The following is a 19,541-nucleotide window of genomic DNA, read 5'->3' on the forward strand; positions in this document are numbered from 1 at the left end:
CCGCTTAGGGTCTTGGATCTCACAGTTTTTGCCAACGCAAGCGATTCGCATTGCTGACCACGGTCAGCGACGACATTGCCATTGCCGCGCCCGCAATCATCGGATTCAGAAGAATGCCTGTGAACGGATACAACAGACCGGCCGCGACCGGGATACTGATCGTGTTGTAGAAAAATGCGCCGAACAGATTTTGTTTGATATTTTTGACGGTGAGCTGCGACAGCCGTATCACTTCCGGCACTTTCAACAACGAGCCTTGCAGGATCACCACATCCGCACTTTCGATTGCGACATCGGTGCCGGTGCCGATTGCGAGGCCGACATCGGCTTGCGCGAGCGCCGGCGCATCGTTGATACCGTCGCCGACCATGCCCACCGTTTCACCCTGCAATTGCAGTTCCCTGACCACCGCCGCCTTATCCTGCGGCAGCACTTGCGCTCTGACTTCGGTAATGCCGGCTTCTTTCGCGATCGCCTGGGCGGTGATGAGATTGTCGCCGGTTACCATCAACACCCGGATGCCCAGCTCGTGAAGGCGCTGCACAGCGGTGGCCGAGTCGTGTTTGATCGGATCGGCGACCGAAATGATGCCGGCGAATTTGTCATCGACGGCCAGCAGCATCGGAGTTTGTCCTTCTGCGCACAAGGCTTGGAATTTGGCGTCATAGCGCTCGATGTTAATGTTCTTTTGCTCCATCAGCGCTAGGTTGCCGAAAACGATGCGGCGGCCGCCCTGCGTCGCTTCAACGCCGTGTCCCGCAATTGCGGCAAATTGCGTGGTTTTCTGCGGCTGAACCGCCTTCTCCTTGGCTGCCGCCAATATGGCCGCGGCCAAGGGATGTTCGGAACCGGATTCGAGGCTTGCCGCCAGTTGCAGCACGTCGGTTTCGGAAAATTCGCCGGCTCCTTCGATCGATACGACCTTCGGTTTGCCCTGAGTGACCGTGCCGGTCTTGTCCAGGATCAGACAGGTCAGCTTGCCGGCCGACTGCAAGGCATCGCCCTTGCGGATCAGAATGCCTGTTTGCGCGGCCTTGCCGACCGCGACCATCACCGAGATCGGCGTCGCAAGCCCCAACGCGCACGGGCAGGCGATCACCAACACGGTCATCGAGGTGACGAACGCATAGCCCAGGGCCGGGTCGGGACCGAAGCCATACCATACCAGAAAGGTGAATAGCGACAATGAAATCACCACAGGCACAAAGACCGCCGATATCCTGTCGGCCAGGCGCGCTATCTCCGGCTTGCTGTTCTGCGCCTGGCGCACGCTGTGAATGATTTGCGCGAGCGCGGTGCCGCGGCCGATCCGGGTCGCCTTGAACAAGAAACTGCCGGTCTGGTTCATCGTGCCGGCGGCGACTTCGGAGCCGGCCGTTTTTTCGACCGGCATCGGTTCGCCGGTCAGCATCGATTCGTCAACGTTCGAATGGCCCTCGATCAAGACGCCGTCGACCGCGATTTTTTCGCCGGGACGCACCCTGAGGGTCTCGCCGAGGCCGACTTCCTCGATCGGCACATCGAGTTCCTCGCCGTTCCGTATCACCCGCGCAGTGCGCGGCTGCAGGCCGATCAATTGGCGGATCGCCGAAGAGGTCTTGCCGCGCGCCATCGTTTCAAGGCCGGAACCCAGATTGATGAACGCCAGGATCACGACCGCAGCTTCGAAATAAGCATGTTTGGCCGTTGCCGGCAATAGGCCGAAATAATCGATCACGATGCAGGAATAAAGCCAGGCCGCGCCGGTGCCGATCGCAATCAGCGTATCCATGTTCGCCTGCCCGGACTGCAAAGCCTTCAGCGCGCCTTGGTAAATATGCGTTCCCGAATAAACCAGTACCGCCAGGGTCAGCACTGCGACTTCCGGCCAAAACCAGCGTCCGGTCTTGGAGTCCATGTCCGGCAGCCAGCCGGTATATTCGAGCAGCATCAGCAAGGCGCCGAAGCTTCCGGCGACCGCCGCTTTTTTCAACAGCGTTCGAAAGCGCGCCAGTTCTTGCTGTTCCTGCGCGGCTGGATCTTCGAAGCCTTCCATCACGGCCGCCTCGTAGCCGGCGTCCTTGACCGCCTTGATCAACAATTCCGGATCGATCTGTCCTTTCACGGTCGCGGAATGATCCGCAAAATTAACGCCGACTTCGATCACGCCCGGGACTTCGGTCAGCGCGCTTTGGACGACACTGACACAACCGGCGCAACTCATGCCCAAAATCGACAAGCGCAGCTCGTCTGCCGTTTCTTCTTTGCTCATGGCTACTCTCCGGTGTTCAAAATTGTTTATTCGACCGTGAAACCGGCCTCTGCAATTGCTGCCTTGATCGCATCCAAATTGGTTTTCGCGGCATCATAGTCGACTTCGACCTTTTTTTCCTTGCTTGAGGCGGCGACCGAGAGCACGCCATCGATCGCTCCCACCTTGCCTTTGACATTCGTCTCGCAGCCTCCGCATTTCATCCCTGTTACCGTCAACTCAATTGATTCAGCCATGTTAGTTATCCTCGTGGTCTCAAATTCGAACTTTATATCATAACTCGACTGAAACCGGATAATCATGATATAAATGGACGAAGCAGGAGTAGGCGCGGCTTACTTTGCTTGGCGAAACCCCTTTGTGTAAATCATGGAATTAAAAACACTAACCAATCAAACCATCGCGCTGGCGGGAGTCGCGCAGGCAGCGGCGCTGGTGCAGCAGTTGGCGACACGAGGAACTTGCGATCAGGATGCACTGACCGCCAGCATCGGCAGCGTGCTGAAAATCGATTCCGACAGCGTGGCCGATGTTTACGGCGGGTTGAGCGGCCTGAAGCTTGGACTCAAGCAATTGCAGTCGCAGATGACCGGTTACAAGATCGACAATCCCGAGCAGGCTCGTTATGCCGCCACTCTGGTGTTCCTAGAAAACCAATTGTCGTCGCGCAAAGATTTGCTCGATGCGATCCGCGTAGGCGTCGAGAAGGCTCAGTCGCAAAGCGAGCATTTCGGTTTGCTGCATGAAAACGTCCTGGCCAATCTCGGCGAGGTTTATCACGGCACGATCAGCACCCTGCAGCCTCGCATCATGGTCAACGGCGAGCAAGTCTATCTGTCGCGCCCCGATACCGTTAACAAGATCAGAGCCTTGCTGCTTGCCGGCATCCGCTCGGCGATCTTGTGGAAGCAATGCGGCGGCGCGCGCTGGAAATTCATTTTCTACCGCAAAAAAATGCAGAAAGAGCTGGAAGGCCTGCTGAAGCAGATTTGATGCCGCGATGACCGTTCTTATCGAAGCCAACCATCTGTCCCGTTATTACGGCGGCCATTGCGCGGTCGATGATGTCAGTTTTACGCTGAATCAAGGCGAAGTGCTCGGTCTGCTTGGACCGAACGGCGCCGGCAAGACCACTACGATGCAGATGCTGTGTGGCAATTTGGCGCCCAGCACCGGGCAAATCCGGATCAACGGCATCGATCTGCTCGACCGACCGAAAGCGGCCAAGCGCCATCTCGGCTATCTGCCCGACACGCCGCCTCTATACCGGGATTTGACGGTCAATGAGTTTTTGACTTACTGCGCCGAATTGCATGGGGTCGATAAAAAAATGATTCCCGTCGCGGTCAAACGGGCCCGGGAGCGTTGCGGCCTGGACGAGATGCAGACCCGGCTGATAGGCAATCTGTCCAAGGGTTTTCAACAGCGCACCGGCATTGCGCAAGCGATTTTGCACAATCCGAAAGTGATCATTCTGGACGAGCCGACGGTCGGTCTCGATCCCTTGCAAATCCGCGAGATTAGAGCCCTGATCCGCGAACTCGGCCAGGAACACGGCATCATCTTGTCGACCCATATCCTGACCGAAGTCGAAGAATCGTGTACGCATGTTCAAATCATTCAACAAGGCCGGTTGATTCTGAATGAAACGATCGCCGGTTTGCAGCGGCAAATGCACAGTTGCGCCTTGGATGTTATTACTCGCAATCCGCCGGATCTGAAGGCGCTGTCGGCCTTGCCTGGGGTATTGTCGATCGAGTCGTTGAGCGGCAATCGTCTGCTCGTGCATCACGGTGTTCATGACAACCCCGCAAAGCAGCTCGCCGAACTCATCGTCGCGTCCGGCTGGGGTCTGGAAGAGCTCGCGCCGGTCAAAAAGTCGCTCGAGGACGTGTTTATTCAATTGACCCGGGAGACAGGGGAACATTCGGGATGAAAATGGCCTTCACGATCGCCGCCCGCGAATTCAAATCTTTGTTTTTGTCGCCGCTGGCCTGGACCCTGCTCGCGATTCTCCAGGTGATTCTGGCCTTTCTGTTTCTGACCCAGGTCGAAACTTTCAACATGCTGCAACCGAAACTGGCCGGGCTCGACAATGCGCCGGGCTTGACCGATATCGTCGTGACGCCGCTGTTTGGCAATGCCGGCATCATTCTGCTGCTGGTCACGCCGCTGCTGACGATGCGGCTGGTCACCGAGGAGCGCCGCAATAAAACGCTCGCGCTGCTGTTGTCCGCGCCGATTTCGAATGCCGACATCGTGGTCGGAAAATATCTCGGCGTGGTCGGCCTGTTGGCGATCATGGTCGTGTTGACAGCGGCGATGCCGTTGTCCCTGCTGATCGGCGGCGACCTGGATCTGGGCAAATTCGCCGCGAACCTGTTGGCGCTGACGCTGCTGGCCGCCGCTTTCGCGGCGACCGGGCTCTATACCTCCTGCATCGCCGGGCATCCGACCATTGCGGCGATGAGCGCCTTCGGTTTGCTGCTGTTGCTGTGGATTCTGGACTGGACCGCCGGTATGGGCGAACAGCGCGCCTATGTCTTCGAGTATCTGTCGATATTGCGGCATTTTCAGAATATTCAGAGCGGCCTGATCAGTACCACCGACATCGGTTATTTCTTGCTGTTTACGGTGATTTTCCTTGTGCTGAGCATTCGCCGCCTCGATTACGACCGCCTGCAAAAATGAAACTGACGCGCCATGTGCATCAACAAATCCGACTGAAAAACCGGCTTTCGACACTGGTCTTGCTGTGCGCGCTCGGCGGAGTCGCCTGGCTCAGCACACGCTATTCGTATCAGGCCGATTGGACCCGGACCGGCGCGAATACGCTGTCGCCGGCGACACAAAAGTTGTTGCAGGCGATGCCGGGCCAGGTCAATATCACCGCCTATATCAAAAGCGGCTTGCCTATCCGTCTGCAAATCGCGCATTTGATCGACCGTTATTCGCACCTGAAATCTGATTTGAAGCTCGATTTCATCGACCCGAACAACGATCCGCAAAAAGCCCGCGAACTGAATATCGGCGAGGAAGGCTTGGTCGTGGTCGAGTACCAGGGCCGCAGCGAGAAACTGACCTTTATCGACGAGGCGACGCTGACCAATGCCTTGCTGCAGCTGACGCACGCGGAAGACCGCTGGGTGACCTTTTTGAGCGGGCACGGCGAACGTGCCCCGGAAGGCGAGGCCAATTTCGATTTGAACCGCTTCGGCAAGGAACTTAAGCGCCGCAGGATCAATGCGCAAACGGTCAATCTGGCCAGGCTGCCGGCGATACCGAACAACTCCGCGCTGCTGGTAATCGCCTCGCCGACCGTTGCGCTGTTACCCGGCGAAATCGAGATCGTGAAGCAATACATTCAACGCGGCGGCAACCTTCTGCTGCTGACCGATCCCGGCGATCACATGCTCAATTTTATCTGGCCTGTGCTCGGCATTCATCCGTTGCCCGGCCAGATCGTCGACAAGGCCGCCAAACTAGCCGGCATCGACGATCCAAGCTTCGTGATCGTCAGCGAATATAATCACCATCCGATTACCCGTAACTTCCAGACGCTGACGGTGTATCCCGCCGCTGCGGGCTTCGGCATCGACGAAGACATTGCTTACGAAAGCACCTCTCTGTTCAGTAGCGGCGCCGAGTCCTGGACCGAAACCGGCCCTATGACCGGCACGGTCCGCTTCGAACCTGACGGCGCTGAAAAGCAGGGGCCGATCACATTGGCCTACGCGCTGACACGCAATCTGGACGATAACAATCAGCAGCGCATCGTCGCGGTCGGCGACGGCGATTTTCTCGCGAACACCTATATCGGCAATGCCGGCAATCTGGATATGGGGCTGCGCATGGTCAACTGGCTGATTCACGACGACCGTTTCATCGATATTCCCGCCAAGACCGCGCCAGACCGGACCCTGAAGCTGACGACGACGAGCGTCTCGGTGATCGGCTTCGGTTTTTTGATCGTGCTGCCGCTTGGCCTGCTCGGCACCGGCTTTGCGGTCTGGCGCCGACGCAGACGGCGGTGAGCTGCAGCGCCATTTTTTACGATGAGACATTGCGGGCAACTCTTCAATCAGCGCATAAGCATTTCTCCCCTCCCATCACCCCTGCTTAAAAAAATTGCCCTGCAAGGGCAAAAGCCGAAAGCATAGGGGAGAGTGTTAGGAAAGTTAATTCTGAACTCATCCCAATGCCATCCATGTTTGCTAAAACGCTACTTCATGTCCTGATAATAAACCCCCAATTCTTCGATTTCCTTTTCGGTCAGCGTTTTCGCGATCAAACGCATTTTGCCGTAGACATCATTATGCCGGCTGGCGTCCTTGAAAGCGTTTAATGTTGCGCTCAGATAGTCGGCCTGCTGTCCGGCCAGCGCAGGAATGTCCAGTTTCTGGCCTTTGCCGTCATTTCCATGGCAGACTTCGCAAGGAACGAGCAGGCGCTCGTTGTCGCCTTGGGTGACCAAGGTTTCGGCATTTTTGAGATCCGCCGAGTCATAAGCTGCGGGCGAGGCGGGCTGGGAGGCGAACCAGGCCGCCAGATCCGCCATATCCTGTTTGCTTAGGCCCTTCGCGATACCGGTCATGATTGGATTGTCGCGGCTGCTGTCGGCATAATCCTGCAATTGTTTGAACAAATAAGTCGGCAATTGTCCTGCCAGCGATGGAAAAGCCGGCGTTTCACTGATGCCGATGGTGCCATGGCAGGCGGTGCAGGGGGCGGCCAGTTCCCTGCCTTTCTGCGCATTGCCGGCTTTGACGAAGTTCAGCTGTTCCGGAGTCCAGGCCACCTGGGATGAAGGCGCGGCGCTTGCCAATGCTGGAGCCGCTAAAATCAGAGAGAGCAATAATCTGTTCATACTCAGTATCCCCAAGGACTGGAACCGTAAGTTTTCATCAAAAAGAACTGCGCGATCGGATAACCGAACGCGATCAGCATGTACCCGGCAATCACCCAGTTCCACATCGAAAAGCTGTTCAGATAGGCCGGCAGCGACTTAACCTCGTGGATCGGCTCTGCATACTCGACTTCGCCGTCATAGGTTTCGGTCACATGAAACTGGGTCTTCGCGAGGATATAGATCAACAGCCCCGCCGAAGCGACCAAGACCAAGCCGCCGAAAATCATCGTAATCTCGTAAGGCTCCCAGGACAACGTCAGCAAATTGTTGTAGTTGACTTTGTCGATCCGCCGCGGCTGACCGAGTAGTCCGAGGATGTGCCAGGGCGTGGTCAAAATCACCATGCCGATGAACCAGGTCCATAGCTGGATCAACGCCAGATTGTTCGAAAACAACGGCTTGCCAGTCAATACCGGCCAGAAATAGTAGGCAATACCGAAATACATGATAATGGTGGTGCCGCCAAAAATCAGGTGGAAGTGACCGGACACCCAGGCGGTGTTATGGATCATCGCATTCATCGCATAGCTGGCGTTGATCAGGCCGCCGAAGCCACCGAAGATCAGCATTAACAAGCTCAGAATGATCGCCAGCACCAAGGGGTTGGTCCACGGCAGTGCCCCGATCCAGCCGAACAGGCCCTTGCCGCCATTCAGACGCCCGGCAATTTCCAAGGAAGCAATCACCGTGAAGCCGGTAATGAAGGTCGGCAAAGTTACCACGAAGGTGCCGACGGCGTGCAGCAGTTTCCATCCGCTGCCTTGCTCGGGGTCCATGTATAAATGGTGAAAACCGATCGGCAGACTGAACACGACCAATACAATGAATGCGGCACGTGCCATCTCGTCGGTGAACAGGTAGCCGCCCGCCTGTTTCGGCACCAGACAATAAAATGCGGTATAGGCAGGAATCAGCCAGAAATACACGATCGGATGCAATGTCCATGCGAACAGCGTACGCGCGAGGCCGGCGTCGATCGTATCTACCCAGCCGAGCACCCATGGAATCAACTGGAACAACACTTCGGCGGCAACGCCGGCGCTGGTCCAAAGCCAGAGGATCGCATTCGCGGTGGTCGCGAACATCGCGAGCGGCACCGGCTGATCCGGATTGGCTTTTTTCCACTGCATGTACATGACCAGCATCGACACACACCAGAACCAGGAACCGACGACCAGCAAGGTCGCACCGATATAAAACAGCACGTGCGCCTGCATCGGCGGATAAAAGGTGTATAGCACCGAGGCGGCGCCGGTCAGCAAAGGCAGGGCGGCCAGCACGACGCCGGTCAGCGAGACCCAGAAACCGGCCCAGGCAAAGGTCTTGTTCCACACCGGCAGCTTTAGCGTCGTGGTCGCGACATAATAGCCGAAGCCCATAATGAAAAACGTGGTCAGCACGAACGCCATCAATACACCGTGGGTACTGGTCGAGGCGTAATAGACCTCTCGCGATTGGATCCAGCCAATGAAGCCGCTACGCTCAATCACCTGATAGATGCCCATCAGGCAGGCCAGCGCGAACGCGCCAAAGGCAACCCAAAAATGGGTCAGCGCCAGTTTTTTTTCAATTGCATTATTCATGGCTCGCGTCTCCTTGAGGATGTTTGAGCACATCCCACTGCGCCTTGCTGATCACCTTGATGTTGTTCCACATGTGCGCATGGCCCATGCCGCAATATTCGTTACAGAGCAACGGATAGGCGCCCGCGTGATGCAGCACGGTCTTGACCTCGGCGACATAGCCCGGCACGATCATCGTACTCATGTTTGTCATCGGAATATGCACGCCATGTATCACGTCCTGGCTGACCATCCGAAACGTCAATGGCGTTTCGGTCGGCAACACGATGTCTTGCGGATAAAAACCGTAACGGCCCGCAACAATCCGCACCGTGATATGGCCGGAGGCATCCTCTTCGATGCCGATCCTGTCCTCCGCAAATTCACTACTCAAATGCAGGGAAGCGGAGTCGATCGTTTCGACATGACTCGGCGCATGAATACCATGAAAAAACGCCGAGGCGAGAATTACAGATACAAACAGGCCGGTAATTCCAAGCGCGATCGTCGCCCATTTTTTTTCCAGTTGATCAATATGCATGCCGCCTCCTCAACCGATCGGGCCGCGCGGCAAAAACACGCCGTAATACATGAACAGCCAGGCTAGCGCCATCGCGCCGCCGACGGTCAACATCAATACCCAGGTGCCGACCGGAGAACTTGCCAGAATCTTTTGCCGCTCTTCTTCGCTTAACTTGCTCATATCATGCTATCTCAAGAAAGTTGGAATGAATAAAAACCGGCCAAAAAATAGATGGATTTTCGACGCGATTTGTGACGCATTTTTTCTTCTACGTATCAAACTTATTAATTCGTTAGCAATTGTACGGTCTTTAAGGGATTAAATTCCACTTAATTTTCATGGAAAATAGCAACGTAATGATTTATCTGTTTTTACGATTATTAATCGGTGGAAAAAAGAATCTCTAAATTTTACCCGCTAGGCCAGCTCTGAAAGCAGGACGGCGATGGCCTGATCGCTTTCGGAATCGATTGCGATCACATCATCCTGGTCTTCCGTGCGCAACGGCTCGGCGGTTTGCTGCTGTCGCTGCAACACTTCGATCGTCGCTTCGGAAGCATCCTGATGTTGTCGTTGCAAAATGCGCTGAATCAATACCTGATCGCCCGCCTGAAAATCCAGAATCCGAAACGGAACGCCGCAACAGACGGCCAATTGCCGAAATTGCTTGCGTTGCGCGATTTTTAAAAAGGTCGCATCGACGATCACGGAAAAGCCGGCTTCGAACACAGTTTGCGCCAAACAGGCCAAGCGTTCGTAAGTTTTACGACTGGCATCCTCGCTATAAATGCCGCCGCCCATCCTACTGCCGGAGCTTTGTTCGGCGCGAAAGCCATAGAGACGTTTGCGTTCGATGTCCGAGCGTAACTGCACCGCGCTAATCCGTTCGGCCAGTTGGCTGGCGTAATGTGACTTGCCGGAACCTGAGAAGCCGTGCGTAATCAACAGTATAGGCCGAGATGTTTCTGTAAAACGTTCGGCTAAATCCGCATAAATACGGTATTCTGTAAAATTTTGTGCGCGCATCGCGTCATCATGTTGCTGCTCCGAGCGTAACAAACTGACCTTGGCTAGCACCAAGGCCCGATAAACCAGATAATAGCGCAGCAGCCGGATACCCTGATAATCGCCGGTTTGTTGCAAATAACGGTTCAGAAAACGGTAGGCGAGGGTGCCAAGATTGAAATGCAGCAAATCGATCATCAGGAAAGCGACTTCGCTGATCACGTCGATCCAGCGCAGCATCGGGTTGAATTCGATGCAGTCGAACAGGATAATGTTGCCGTCGATGAAAGTCATGTTACCGAGGTGCATGTCGCCGTGGCATTCGCGCACGAAGCCGTCCTTTTTGCGCTGCTCCATCAGGCCGGTTTTTGCTTGCCATTCGGCCTCTCCCCAGTATTCGATCGCTTCTAATTGCCTGAGTTGCGCTGAGTTTTTCAGTCGCGAACGGATATGATGGTAGTTTTCATCGAACCAATGTTTGATGTTGTTGCTGCCGCCATAGGGAGACTCCGCATCGGTTTTTGCGATGTTCGCATGAAAATCGGCAAGCAGATCGGTAATTCGGTCGATTTCGGCTGGACCGATTGCGCCGGATTTGGTCCGGTCTTTCAGCGTCATTGCAGTCGGAAATTGCCTCATTTTGACGGCATATTCGATCGTATCTCCACTTCCATCGATCTGCGGTTGTTCAATCGAGCCGGCAATCTTGACGACCCCCAGATACCATTCTTCAGCTAGCCGCCGGTTCAGGCGCAATTCTTCATGACAGTAATGGCGGCGCTGCTCCAGCGTCGAAAAATCCAGAAAGCCGAAATTGACTGGTTTTTTGATTTTGTAGACATAATCCCCGGTTAACAGCACCCACGAAATGTGCGTTTCGACTAAACGTACAGCGGCAACCGGATGTGGATAAGCGCTTGGCGACATCAAGTTCTGAATCAAGGATGATCCGGTATTCAGTGCGGTCGTCTCGTTTTTAATCGATGCCATAGTAGGTGTTTTTACTAATATCTTTGTGCATAGGGATAGGATACTTTACCGTTAGAAAAAATCAGATGTCCATCGGTTTTTGATTAAATGGGCGTTCAGCTTTTTTTCGAACAAGTTGATTAAGTGTCTCAGTTGGAGTAAATGCTATGAAAGAATCAAAAGAAAACAAAGAGAATAAAGACATTGTCAGTAAGGCCCCTGCTACTGAAACTCCTCGTGGCTTGATGCCTTTTGATGATCTGGACCGCTGGTTCGACGACATGTTGTCGCGCCGCTGGCTGCATCCTTTCGATGCCAGATTTCCACGCTTTCCGACGATGCATTTTCCTTCTGGCATCGAGATGCCCAAGGTTGACATCATCGAGAGCGACGACGAAGTCAAAGTCCATGCAGCGCTGCCCGGCGTTAAAAAAGAGGATCTCGACGTTACGCTGAGCAATCAAACGATCACGATCAAGACTTCCACTAAGCAGGAAGAAAAGAAGGAAAGCGGCGAATATTATAGGCGCGAGATCAGCCGCGGCGAATTCCAAAGAACCTTGACTCTGCCGGCGGAGGTCGATTCGGATAAAGCAAAGGCTTCATTCAAGGATGGCATTCTTGAAATCGTTCTGCCTAAGCAGGGAAAAAACAAGCGGAAGAGCATTGAGATCAAGTAATTGTTGTGTTGAGGAGGCTACTGAAGCAGGCCTTTAGGGGTATCGGACAATGTCGATCATGAAAGCGATGATCTTGCCGAGGGTTGCTAGTTTAACTTGCAACCCGCGTCCGTTGACGCTGATTGATATGCCGATCCCGACTCCTGGTGAGCAAGAGGTGTTGATTAAAGTCTCCGTCTGCGGCGTTTGCCATACCGAACTCGATGAAATAGAAGGCCGAACGCCGCCGCCTCGATTTCCGGTGATTCCGGGACATCAAGTGGTCGGCCGCGTGGTTTCAATCGGTGGCAAGGTGGCTTCGGTTAACCCCGGCGAAAGAGTAGGGGTGGCATGGATTTTTTCCGCTTGCGGAACCTGCAAATTTTGTCGTGCGGGCAATGAGAATCTGTGCTCCGATTTTATCGCCACCGGCCGGGATGCGAACGGCGGTTATGCCGAATATATGACTGTTCCAGAACATTTCGTTTACCCGCTACCGGTCGCGTTTAGCGACGCGGAAGTTGCGCCCTTGCTATGCGCCGGCGCTATCGGCTACCGCTCGTTACGCTTGACCGGTCTTCAGGATGGCGCGCGTCTCGGCCTGACCGGATTCGGCGCATCCGGCCATTTGGTGTTGAAGATGGCGCGGCACAAATTGCCGCAAAGCGAAATTTATGTGTTTGCCCGCAGCCCTGAGGAACGGCATTTTGCGCTCGAACTGGGCGCCGTTTGGGCTGGCGAGAGCCATCAGCTTCCGCCGCACAAACTGGATGCGATCATCGACACCACGCCGGTCTGGGCGCCCATCGTACATGCTTTGGCGAATCTCGAAGCCGGCGGCCGGCTGGTGATCAATGCGATTCGCAAGGAGGACGACAAGCACAGTCTGCTGGATCTGGACTATCCGGAACACTTATGGCGTGAAAAAGAAATCAAAAGCGTCGCCAACATCACCCGCCGCGATGTGATCGAGTTTCTGGCTCTCGCGGCAACAATGCAACTGAGGCCGGAAATCCGGTTATATCCGTTGGCGGAGGCGAATCAAGCGCTGCTCGAATTGAAAAGCGGCAAAATTCGCGGCGCCAAAGTATTACAGATTGCGCGTTGATTACGGTGCGGGCTTTTGATCCGTCGGTTGCCCGGCCAGCAACAAGCGGCTGATTTGCTCAAGATCGTCGCGCGTCAAATTACTGGCCAGCTGTTTCAATTTGATGCTGTTGACCAAATAGTCATAGCGCGCCCTGGAAAACTCGCGTTTAGCTCTAAATAGATTTCTTTGCTCGAGCAAAACCTCGACCATTGTGCGCGTGCCCACTTCAAGGCCGGCCTCGGATGCTTCGAACGAGGCTTCCGCTGAGTCGACCGCGGTTTTTAGCGCTTCCACACGATTGATATTGGTAATGACGTCGCGGTATGCGGTTTTGACTTGCTTCTTGATCGAACGCTTGACCGCGATCAAATTTTCCTTTGCTGCTTGGTATTCATATTGCGCCTGCCGCGTCCTCGAGTTCACGGCGCCACCTTCAAACAAGGGTACATTCAATTGCATACCGATGCTCTGCGTGTCGCCGCGAAAACCAAACGTGCTGTTCACATCCGACACATCGTAAGACGCGACAATATCCAGCTGCGGCAGGTGACCGCTACGCTGAATCTGGATCGATTTACGCTCCGCTTCGGCCTGATTGTAAGCGGCGATGACGCCGAAATTATTCAGTTCGGCGGTATCGCTCCACTTTGTGATATCGGCCGGATCAGGCTTTTTGAGAGGCAACTGCTCGCCGAGAGGATCGATCGTCACATCTTGATCGCCGATGATTTCCTTTAACGCTTCATTCCGGTCATCGAGCAGATTGACGGCCTCGATTTCGCTTGCGTAGGCCTGGTCGAATGCGGCTTGCGCTTCATTCACATCGGTAATCGGAATGATGCCGACATCGAATCGATGTTTGGCCTGATCAAGTTGGCGTGCAATCGCTTCTTTTTCGGCCATCGTAAATTCCAGGTTGTCCCTGGCGGACAAAACATCGAAATAGGCGGTGGTGGTTTTCAATAAAAGATTCTGGACTTCAGCCTGATAATTGGCCTCGGCTTGCGCCATGATATTTTCTGACTGACTCAATTGAATCCAATGATCCCAATGAAACAACGGCTGGGTAATATTCAAATCGAACGTATGCCTCCAGAAATCCTGGTTGACCATATTACCCGCTAAATTGAAGGAGGGAATTCCATTGGCTTTTGCCTTTTTATTGTGCAGATATTCCTTACTTGACGCTCCGTTCGCCGCCACAACCGGAAAAAAACGGGCAAGACTTTGATCCTTTGATTCAAAGCGAGCCGAACGCTCGGCTTCGACCCTTTTTAAATCAGGATTGTTTTGTAGCGCAAGATCAAAAATATCGGACAGGTTTTGTGCCTTCAGCGTGCTTATTCCGAACAAAAATATAAAAATAATGCCTGTTAGTCGATTAGCAAAGCGCTTGAACATAATCCTCAAATGACTCAAAAGTTGAGTTCCGTATCAATTTTAATGGCTAAATGATAGTATTTCTGCATTCCTTATCTTCACCAATATAACCGATGAAACGACTATTTAACATCTTCCTCTTACCCGTCTCCGCAATTTTGCTGAGCGGTTGCGCCAGTCTGGGGAAGGGCATGGTTGAGGCATATCTGGAAAAACAGCAGTCAGTCGATAACCGTGTCTGCGAGATTTGGGGCAAGCCGTTTGGGGGGCTGGCGCCGCATCTCGATAATCTTCATGGAAAAATGAAAGTGCTGATGGTGCATGGCGTCGGCGACCATCTCCCGGGTTACTCAACTCAGTTTTTGGAAAAACTCACCCAAAAGCTCGACTTGACTGTTCAATCAGCGCACCCGAAAAACATCACACTGACCAGCCGGACCGACTCAAGCAAAAATCTCGGTAATTTACGGATCCACCGCTTTCTCAGCAAGGATCGGAAAAACGAAATGTTGTTTTATGAATTGACTTGGTCGAAGATCACCGCGCCGCAAAAAGAAGTGCTGGCTTATGATAATTCCGGCGAATACTCGTTCCGGCGCGCGGAAGTCAACGATCTGTTGAAAAAGTTTTCAAACGACACCGGGCCCGATCCGATCATCTATCTAGGAGAGAGTAGGGAAGATATTCTGGTCTCATTCGCTCAGGCTTTCTGCTGGATGGCTCGTAACGGCTGGGAGAGCTTACCGGACGATGTCAAGCAATCGTGCTCGTTCATGGATACGGACCTGGCCAAGAATGTCAGTAACGATGAATTCGCCGTCATCTCGCATAGCTTGGGCAGTCGCATCACGATCGATGGCATGCAACGTATCGCTTCAATAATCAATGAGCGCGATGCCAGATTCAGGGAAGCCTTGAAAAACAAGGAAATTCCGATTTACATGATGTCGAATCAATTACCGATGCTGCAGTTGGGGCGTAAGCTGCCAGACGTCGCTAACCAAAAACACGCTTACTGCGAACCCACTGGCGAAAAATATCAGGAGCGTTTGCTGAGCAGAACGCCGATTATCGCATTCAGCGATCCGAACGATTTGTTGAGCTACGCAATACCACATGGTTTTGTCGAAAAATACCTGGATTCGCGGCTTTGCATTGACGTAACCAACATCAATATCAATGTCGCGACCATTTTCGATGCTTTCGGACTTGGCAAACTTGCCAATCCTCTGGATGCGCATGTCGGCTACGATACCGACGACCGCGTGATTGCGTTGATTGCAAAAGGCATCGGCAATCAAAATACCGACAAGATGGTGAAGGATCGATGCCGATGGACCGAAACGGTGGATTGATTCAATCCTTGTCGTTCCAGCTTGGGAACGGCGTAAAAGAACAAGCCTAGTTTACTCATAATATATAATTTAACATAATATACATTATGCGAAGTCTCGGAGGGTCATTTTTTTGCGTGAGCGCCTGAAGGGTCAAAATTAAAAAGCGTTCGTTCGGCACTCGTCTTCGCGGCCGCTCGCGCACTCGCTCTCGCTCATCCTCGTTTCTCACTCCCGCGAATTAAAAGTGAAACGACAACAGGCTAAACAACAACTGTTACTCATTGATCGTCTGAAAGCCTGGGCAAGTAACGTTACTTTCCGGAGTCATAAACTACCTGGTCGGTAACACGATCGACACGAAAGCGAAAAGGCCTCGACGTCGGCCGGCCGCATTGCGGCCTATCCGCCGTCGGGCCTCATTTCCTAGACACCGGGCTTAGAACGGTAACGTTACGAGGCTTGTTCAATGGGAACGGCAACGGCGACAGTCTTGCCGCCGGCGTTGAGCTTGGCCAAGACCTTTTGCGCGTTAGCTTCGGTTTTATAACACTTGGCGCGGCCAAGCTCAGTTGTAAAATCGAGACGAGTATTAACCAGAGACAGCAGATAACACACGGGAGGCGGTTTATCAATGTGCAATTGGATCACCCAGCCGGAGCGAACCAGCGACGCCGGATCAGCACCAGGTTTCGGATAACCGTGCTTTTCAAGATAGGCATGAACGGCTTTGGAGTCTTTTTCAATAGAGTCGGAAAACCCTTGGCGACTTGACCAGACTTCTTCGACTTCGGCTTCAAAGTCGAGATGACCTTTTCCGTGCTCGCGCGCCACAATGGCATCTCGAAATTGCGTTGCAAGCTCATGTGTATCAAGGTGCGCAGCATCAAGCGCATGCACATATCGAGAACTGGCACCGACAAACAATTCGTGTTTCTCGTAATGGGCGGAAGCATTCCAGCCAAGCCGGCTGGAATCGGCATAAGTGATGCGAACCGCAAAAGCATTCATCAAGCGATACCTCTTTATTTAAGCGTCGACAGTAAGAATAGACTCAAAAACACAAACGAGGCAACAGAAGAAGAATTCACCGCCATTTCAAAGACAGGCATCATAACCCCTCTATAAAGCCGATCCGGCAGCTGCTTTGTTCAGCTGCTGGTACAGTTGATCATTCATTTTGTCGAAAGCGTCGATAAACTGCGCAGTAACCGATTTCAACACCGTCGGCGCAAAGGGATCGAACGACAAGCCAAGATATTTATCCGGCTTGATATTCGTTTGCAAATCGAGAACATAATCGCCTTCCGGGTAAAGCTTGACGCCGGCGGGCAAACGAATCTGATACTCGGTCGGAAAACGGGAGCCGGATTTATAGACCCATACTTTTTGCAGGTATTCAAGTTCGCCAGTATTGGGAATCGCACGGCTGCGGATGGCGTCGACCTGGGCGCGTTCGACAAAGACTTTCACTAAGGACATGGTTTACCTCTCATTTAGGGTTAAGGAAAAAGCCGAGACACGCGGCGACAGGCATTGGAACACATCCGATGGCGGCGAGACGTGCCAATACACGTCACACGACGGCCGCAGACGGGACAAAGGGGAAATGGAAGTGTAATCATGCGGAGGCCTCCGGAGGCGTGCAGGCCTCGCCATCAGCCAAGTCATGAAGTTGATCGACAAAGGTAAAAAAAGCCACGTTCAGCGCGGCCAGCAACGGCTGGCAATCCTGGATCGACACGTTCGAGAAAACCAGCATGTCATTTAGCGCACGATAGCCATGACGAACGGTGTCGAGCTGATCGGTGACTTCAAGCACCTGGGCTTTGAGATCGGACAATTGCAGTTGCAGGTTAAAGGCTTGGTCGACCAAGGCGGAAACGTTTTGATCAGCGTAGGATTCTGGTTTCATGTGCCCTACCCCTTAAGCTGCAATCAGACCGCGTTCATAAGCCCAAGCCGGGATAGCTACCGGCTTGGCTTCGATCACCCGAATCAACGGCACCACGTTCGAATGTTCGGGCGCTTGGTGCATCAGGTTGATGTCAATGCCGTATTCAAGCAAAGCCTTGCGTTGACGGTAAAAAGTCGGTTTGGACAACAAGCCGCGAAGGTCGGCCCCTTGCCGCCAAAGCAGATAAGAAGACCGAAGCGCTTGAGGCATTTCGTAAAGTTGTTCGTCGATAAGCGTGGTTTGATTGGACATGTCGATTTTCCCCAGATACGTGTTGAACAATTGATCGATGACTTCCGGCGTCAAATGGTAGCCGTGCGTGATTCCGTGTCGTTCTTCGAGCTCTTTACCGAACAGGCGCAGCTCAGCTCTTAGCTTGCCCTGTATGAATTCCTCCAGACCGACGCCCTGTAAGCTATCGGGGAGTTTATGCGTTTTACCCTGAGCCAATAGCTCGCGGGCTTTGTTGTAAAACTTGATCGCCCAGCGGCGCGACGATTTGCCAAGATACAGCGTGCCCTTGTCGCGAGTGCTGCGGCCATGGCGCGACCGGGCGCGCATCTCGGCAGCATGCAGCCAGGCTTCGACACTAGCGTCATTGCCGCACTCATAAAGCTGGTTAATGTCGATCATCTTGACCAGGTAGTTGCCTTTCATGATTTGCCGTTCGGCCAAATCCGGCGACGAACGGCCATTCAAATGCTCGCTCAGCAACTCGCAAACCTTGCGAAAAGACAACAACAGCAAGCGATTCAGATCGCGGCTGCCGAAGACGTTATGGCCTTGCAGGAACTTGCACAGATTGCCGTCGATTTGCAAAGCAGTCGCCCTGCCCTGACCGTCTCCGCCGACGGACTTGATCTTGAGGCTGGTATCGTGGCTCGAACGGCATTCAATCTTTTTGACACATTCCCACGTCACTTGGCCATCAGGTTCAACGGAAACGACACGACCGGCCGGGATAGGGTCGTGTAAGAAAGGAATTTCACCGCGGAACCAATCGAGCATAAATCACATGTAAATTTGTTACAAAAAACATTGTAGACTAATGTTAACAAATCACAAGTGATTAATAAAAAAATTACAAGTAAAAATGTAAAGTTGTAATTACGCAGAGTCAACAAAGATGAAAAAAGAAATGGCAACACATAAAACAATCAGAGTAAGAGGGGCAAGATGGGAAGCCATCGAAAAAAAAGCCTGGGAATTTTCTATAAAGGAAAATAAAGTAATAAAACCGACAGACATAGCAGACGCCTTACTGAGCAAATACATCAACGAAATTACAATCGAAGATGTTAAAGAAGCGATGGAAAAACGGTAAAAAAGTCTCATTAATGAGACAAAAGGACAGTACTACTTACCCTGTCCTTGCCGATCGACCCACACGACAGAAAAGCAAAAAGCAAAAAACCGGGCGAACGAACGATAAGGGGCCTCGCCTTTGTCACGATTTAAGGTAACGTTACGGAAAACATCTTATGCGCTGGGTAGACCATACAGGCTGATAGCATCGGCCCCTTATCGTTCGCCCGGTTTAAAAGCAAAAGCGCCCACCGGACAGCGTATTGCGCCTGTAGGCCTCTGTGTGTGAACAACTCCACGATGGGAAAAGCGTTATTTTCAGGAAAGGGGGTACTTTTTGCGACTCTGGCCAGAGGATCGGGAGGCATAGCGCGAGGAAAGGACATCGGGCTTTGTCGGTTTCCGGGCGGGCCGGGTTTTGAAGGCTCCGCCGGAGAACAGAATGCGCCCTATTTTGAACGGTCACAAGCCGGGCATGAGCCGCAACACATCCCAAAGACAGATCCAGCAATTACCGTAACGCGTAGCGATAATTACCGAAGAAACTTCGCATAATACGGCCTATGCAAAAAAGCCCCGATGGACGGTCATTATCCA

20 protein-coding genes are annotated in these 19,541 nt (G+C 53.1%); 8 read left to right on the forward strand and 12 right to left on the reverse strand.

Annotated elements, in window-relative coordinates; translation table 11 throughout:
- Positions 1–19: 19 nt before the first annotated feature.
- Positions 20–2,251, reverse strand: coding sequence for a heavy metal translocating P-type ATPase (locus U2W12_RS12170; RefSeq protein ID WP_326500956.1), 2,232 nt, complete (start codon positions 2,249–2,251; stop codon positions 20–22).
- A gap of 26 nt (positions 2,252–2,277) precedes the next feature.
- Positions 2,278–2,487, reverse strand: coding sequence for a heavy-metal-associated domain-containing protein (locus U2W12_RS12175; RefSeq protein WP_326500957.1), 210 nt, complete (start codon positions 2,485–2,487; stop codon positions 2,278–2,280).
- Between the two features lie 133 nt (positions 2,488–2,620).
- On the opposite strand from U2W12_RS12175, the gene hflD reads away from it, so the two are divergent.
- From hflD to U2W12_RS12195, 4 genes are read left to right on the forward strand one after another with little or no spacing between them, the layout of a single operon-like run.
- Positions 2,621–3,244: a high frequency lysogenization protein HflD gene (hflD, locus tag U2W12_RS12180; protein ID WP_326500958.1), complete on the forward strand. Its 624-nt coding sequence runs from the start codon at positions 2,621–2,623 to the stop codon at positions 3,242–3,244.
- Positions 3,245–3,251: 7 nt separating this feature from the next.
- Positions 3,252–4,187, forward strand: coding sequence for an ABC transporter ATP-binding protein (locus tag U2W12_RS12185; protein WP_326500959.1), 936 nt, complete (start codon positions 3,252–3,254; stop codon positions 4,185–4,187).
- Positions 4,184–4,942 (forward strand): ABC transporter permease subunit, encoded by a 759-nt coding sequence (locus U2W12_RS12190; protein ID WP_326500960.1) that lies wholly within the window; start codon positions 4,184–4,186, stop codon positions 4,940–4,942. The genes U2W12_RS12185 and U2W12_RS12190 overlap by 4 nt, the downstream gene beginning before the upstream one ends.
- Complete coding sequence (locus tag U2W12_RS12195) at positions 4,939–6,285, forward strand: DUF4350 domain-containing protein (protein WP_326500961.1); 1,347 nt, start codon at positions 4,939–4,941, stop codon at positions 6,283–6,285. The genes U2W12_RS12190 and U2W12_RS12195 overlap by 4 nt, the downstream gene beginning before the upstream one ends.
- Positions 6,286–6,473: 188 nt before the next feature.
- On the opposite strand, the gene U2W12_RS12200 is transcribed toward U2W12_RS12195, so the two are convergent.
- The 5 genes from U2W12_RS12200 to U2W12_RS12220 all read right to left on the reverse strand — a co-directional run bounded on the left by U2W12_RS12200 (position 6,474) and on the right by U2W12_RS12220 (position 11,240).
- Entirely contained in the window at positions 6,474–7,118 is a 645-nt protein-coding gene (locus tag U2W12_RS12200) for a c-type cytochrome (protein ID WP_326500962.1), read from the reverse strand.
- Positions 7,119–7,120: 2 nt separating this feature from the next.
- Positions 7,121–8,743 (reverse strand): b(o/a)3-type cytochrome-c oxidase subunit 1, encoded by a 1,623-nt coding sequence (locus U2W12_RS12205; protein ID WP_326500963.1) that lies wholly within the window; start codon positions 8,741–8,743, stop codon positions 7,121–7,123.
- On the reverse strand, positions 8,736–9,263 hold the full coding sequence (locus U2W12_RS12210) for a cytochrome C oxidase subunit II (protein WP_326500964.1): 528 nt from the start codon (positions 9,261–9,263) through the stop codon (positions 8,736–8,738). Before U2W12_RS12210 ends, U2W12_RS12205 begins: the two co-directional genes overlap by 8 nt.
- A gap of 9 nt (positions 9,264–9,272) precedes the next feature.
- Positions 9,273–9,425: a hypothetical protein gene (locus U2W12_RS12215; RefSeq protein ID WP_326500965.1), complete on the reverse strand. Its 153-nt coding sequence runs from the start codon at positions 9,423–9,425 to the stop codon at positions 9,273–9,275.
- Positions 9,426–9,662: 237 nt separating this feature from the next.
- Positions 9,663–11,240, reverse strand: coding sequence for an AAA family ATPase (locus U2W12_RS12220; RefSeq protein WP_326500966.1), 1,578 nt, complete (start codon positions 11,238–11,240; stop codon positions 9,663–9,665).
- Between the two features lie 146 nt (positions 11,241–11,386).
- Here U2W12_RS12220 and U2W12_RS12225 point away from each other — a divergent pair, with 146 nt between their 5' ends.
- On the forward strand, positions 11,387–11,899 hold the full coding sequence (locus tag U2W12_RS12225) for an Hsp20/alpha crystallin family protein (protein WP_326500967.1): 513 nt from the start codon (positions 11,387–11,389) through the stop codon (positions 11,897–11,899).
- A 58-nt stretch (positions 11,900–11,957) separates the two neighbouring features.
- Entirely contained in the window at positions 11,958–12,986 is a 1,029-nt protein-coding gene (locus U2W12_RS12230; RefSeq protein ID WP_326501001.1) for a zinc-dependent alcohol dehydrogenase family protein, read from the forward strand.
- Here the strand turns inward: U2W12_RS12230 and U2W12_RS12235 are convergent, their stop codons facing one another.
- Positions 12,987–14,321 (reverse strand): TolC family outer membrane protein, encoded by a 1,335-nt coding sequence (locus tag U2W12_RS12235; protein WP_326500968.1) that lies wholly within the window; start codon positions 14,319–14,321, stop codon positions 12,987–12,989.
- Between the two features lie 140 nt (positions 14,322–14,461).
- Between U2W12_RS12235 and U2W12_RS12240 the strand changes: the two genes are divergently transcribed.
- Positions 14,462–15,703 carry a hypothetical protein gene (locus U2W12_RS12240; RefSeq protein WP_326500969.1) on the forward strand — a complete coding sequence of 414 codons (1,242 nt, stop codon included), beginning with the start codon at positions 14,462–14,464 and terminating at the stop codon, positions 15,701–15,703.
- A 432-nt stretch (positions 15,704–16,135) separates the two neighbouring features.
- Here U2W12_RS12240 and U2W12_RS12245 read toward each other — a convergent pair whose 3' ends face one another.
- The 4 genes from U2W12_RS12245 to U2W12_RS12260 all read right to left on the reverse strand — a co-directional run bounded on the left by U2W12_RS12245 (position 16,136) and on the right by U2W12_RS12260 (position 18,647).
- Positions 16,136–16,693: a hypothetical protein gene (locus tag U2W12_RS12245; protein ID WP_326500970.1), complete on the reverse strand. Its 558-nt coding sequence runs from the start codon at positions 16,691–16,693 to the stop codon at positions 16,136–16,138.
- 111 nt (positions 16,694–16,804) lie between these two features.
- Positions 16,805–17,164 (reverse strand): single-stranded DNA-binding protein, encoded by a 360-nt coding sequence (locus U2W12_RS12250; RefSeq protein ID WP_326500971.1) that lies wholly within the window; start codon positions 17,162–17,164, stop codon positions 16,805–16,807.
- A gap of 139 nt (positions 17,165–17,303) precedes the next feature.
- A complete protein-coding gene (locus tag U2W12_RS12255; RefSeq protein WP_326500972.1) occupies positions 17,304–17,597 on the reverse strand; it encodes a hypothetical protein in 294 nt (97 codons plus the stop codon).
- A gap of 12 nt (positions 17,598–17,609) precedes the next feature.
- Positions 17,610–18,647, reverse strand: coding sequence for a phage/plasmid replication protein, II/X family (locus U2W12_RS12260; RefSeq protein WP_326500973.1), 1,038 nt, complete (start codon positions 18,645–18,647; stop codon positions 17,610–17,612).
- 118 nt (positions 18,648–18,765) lie between these two features.
- On the opposite strand from U2W12_RS12260, the gene U2W12_RS12265 reads away from it, so the two are divergent.
- Positions 18,766–18,963 carry a hypothetical protein gene (locus U2W12_RS12265; protein WP_326500974.1) on the forward strand — a complete coding sequence of 66 codons (198 nt, stop codon included), beginning with the start codon at positions 18,766–18,768 and terminating at the stop codon, positions 18,961–18,963.
- Positions 18,964–19,541: the final 578 nt, after the last annotated feature.

The sequence above is a fragment of the Methylomicrobium sp. Wu6 genome (genome assembly GCF_035916875.1).
Taxonomy (GTDB): Bacteria; Pseudomonadota; Gammaproteobacteria; order Methylococcales; family Methylomonadaceae; genus Methylomicrobium.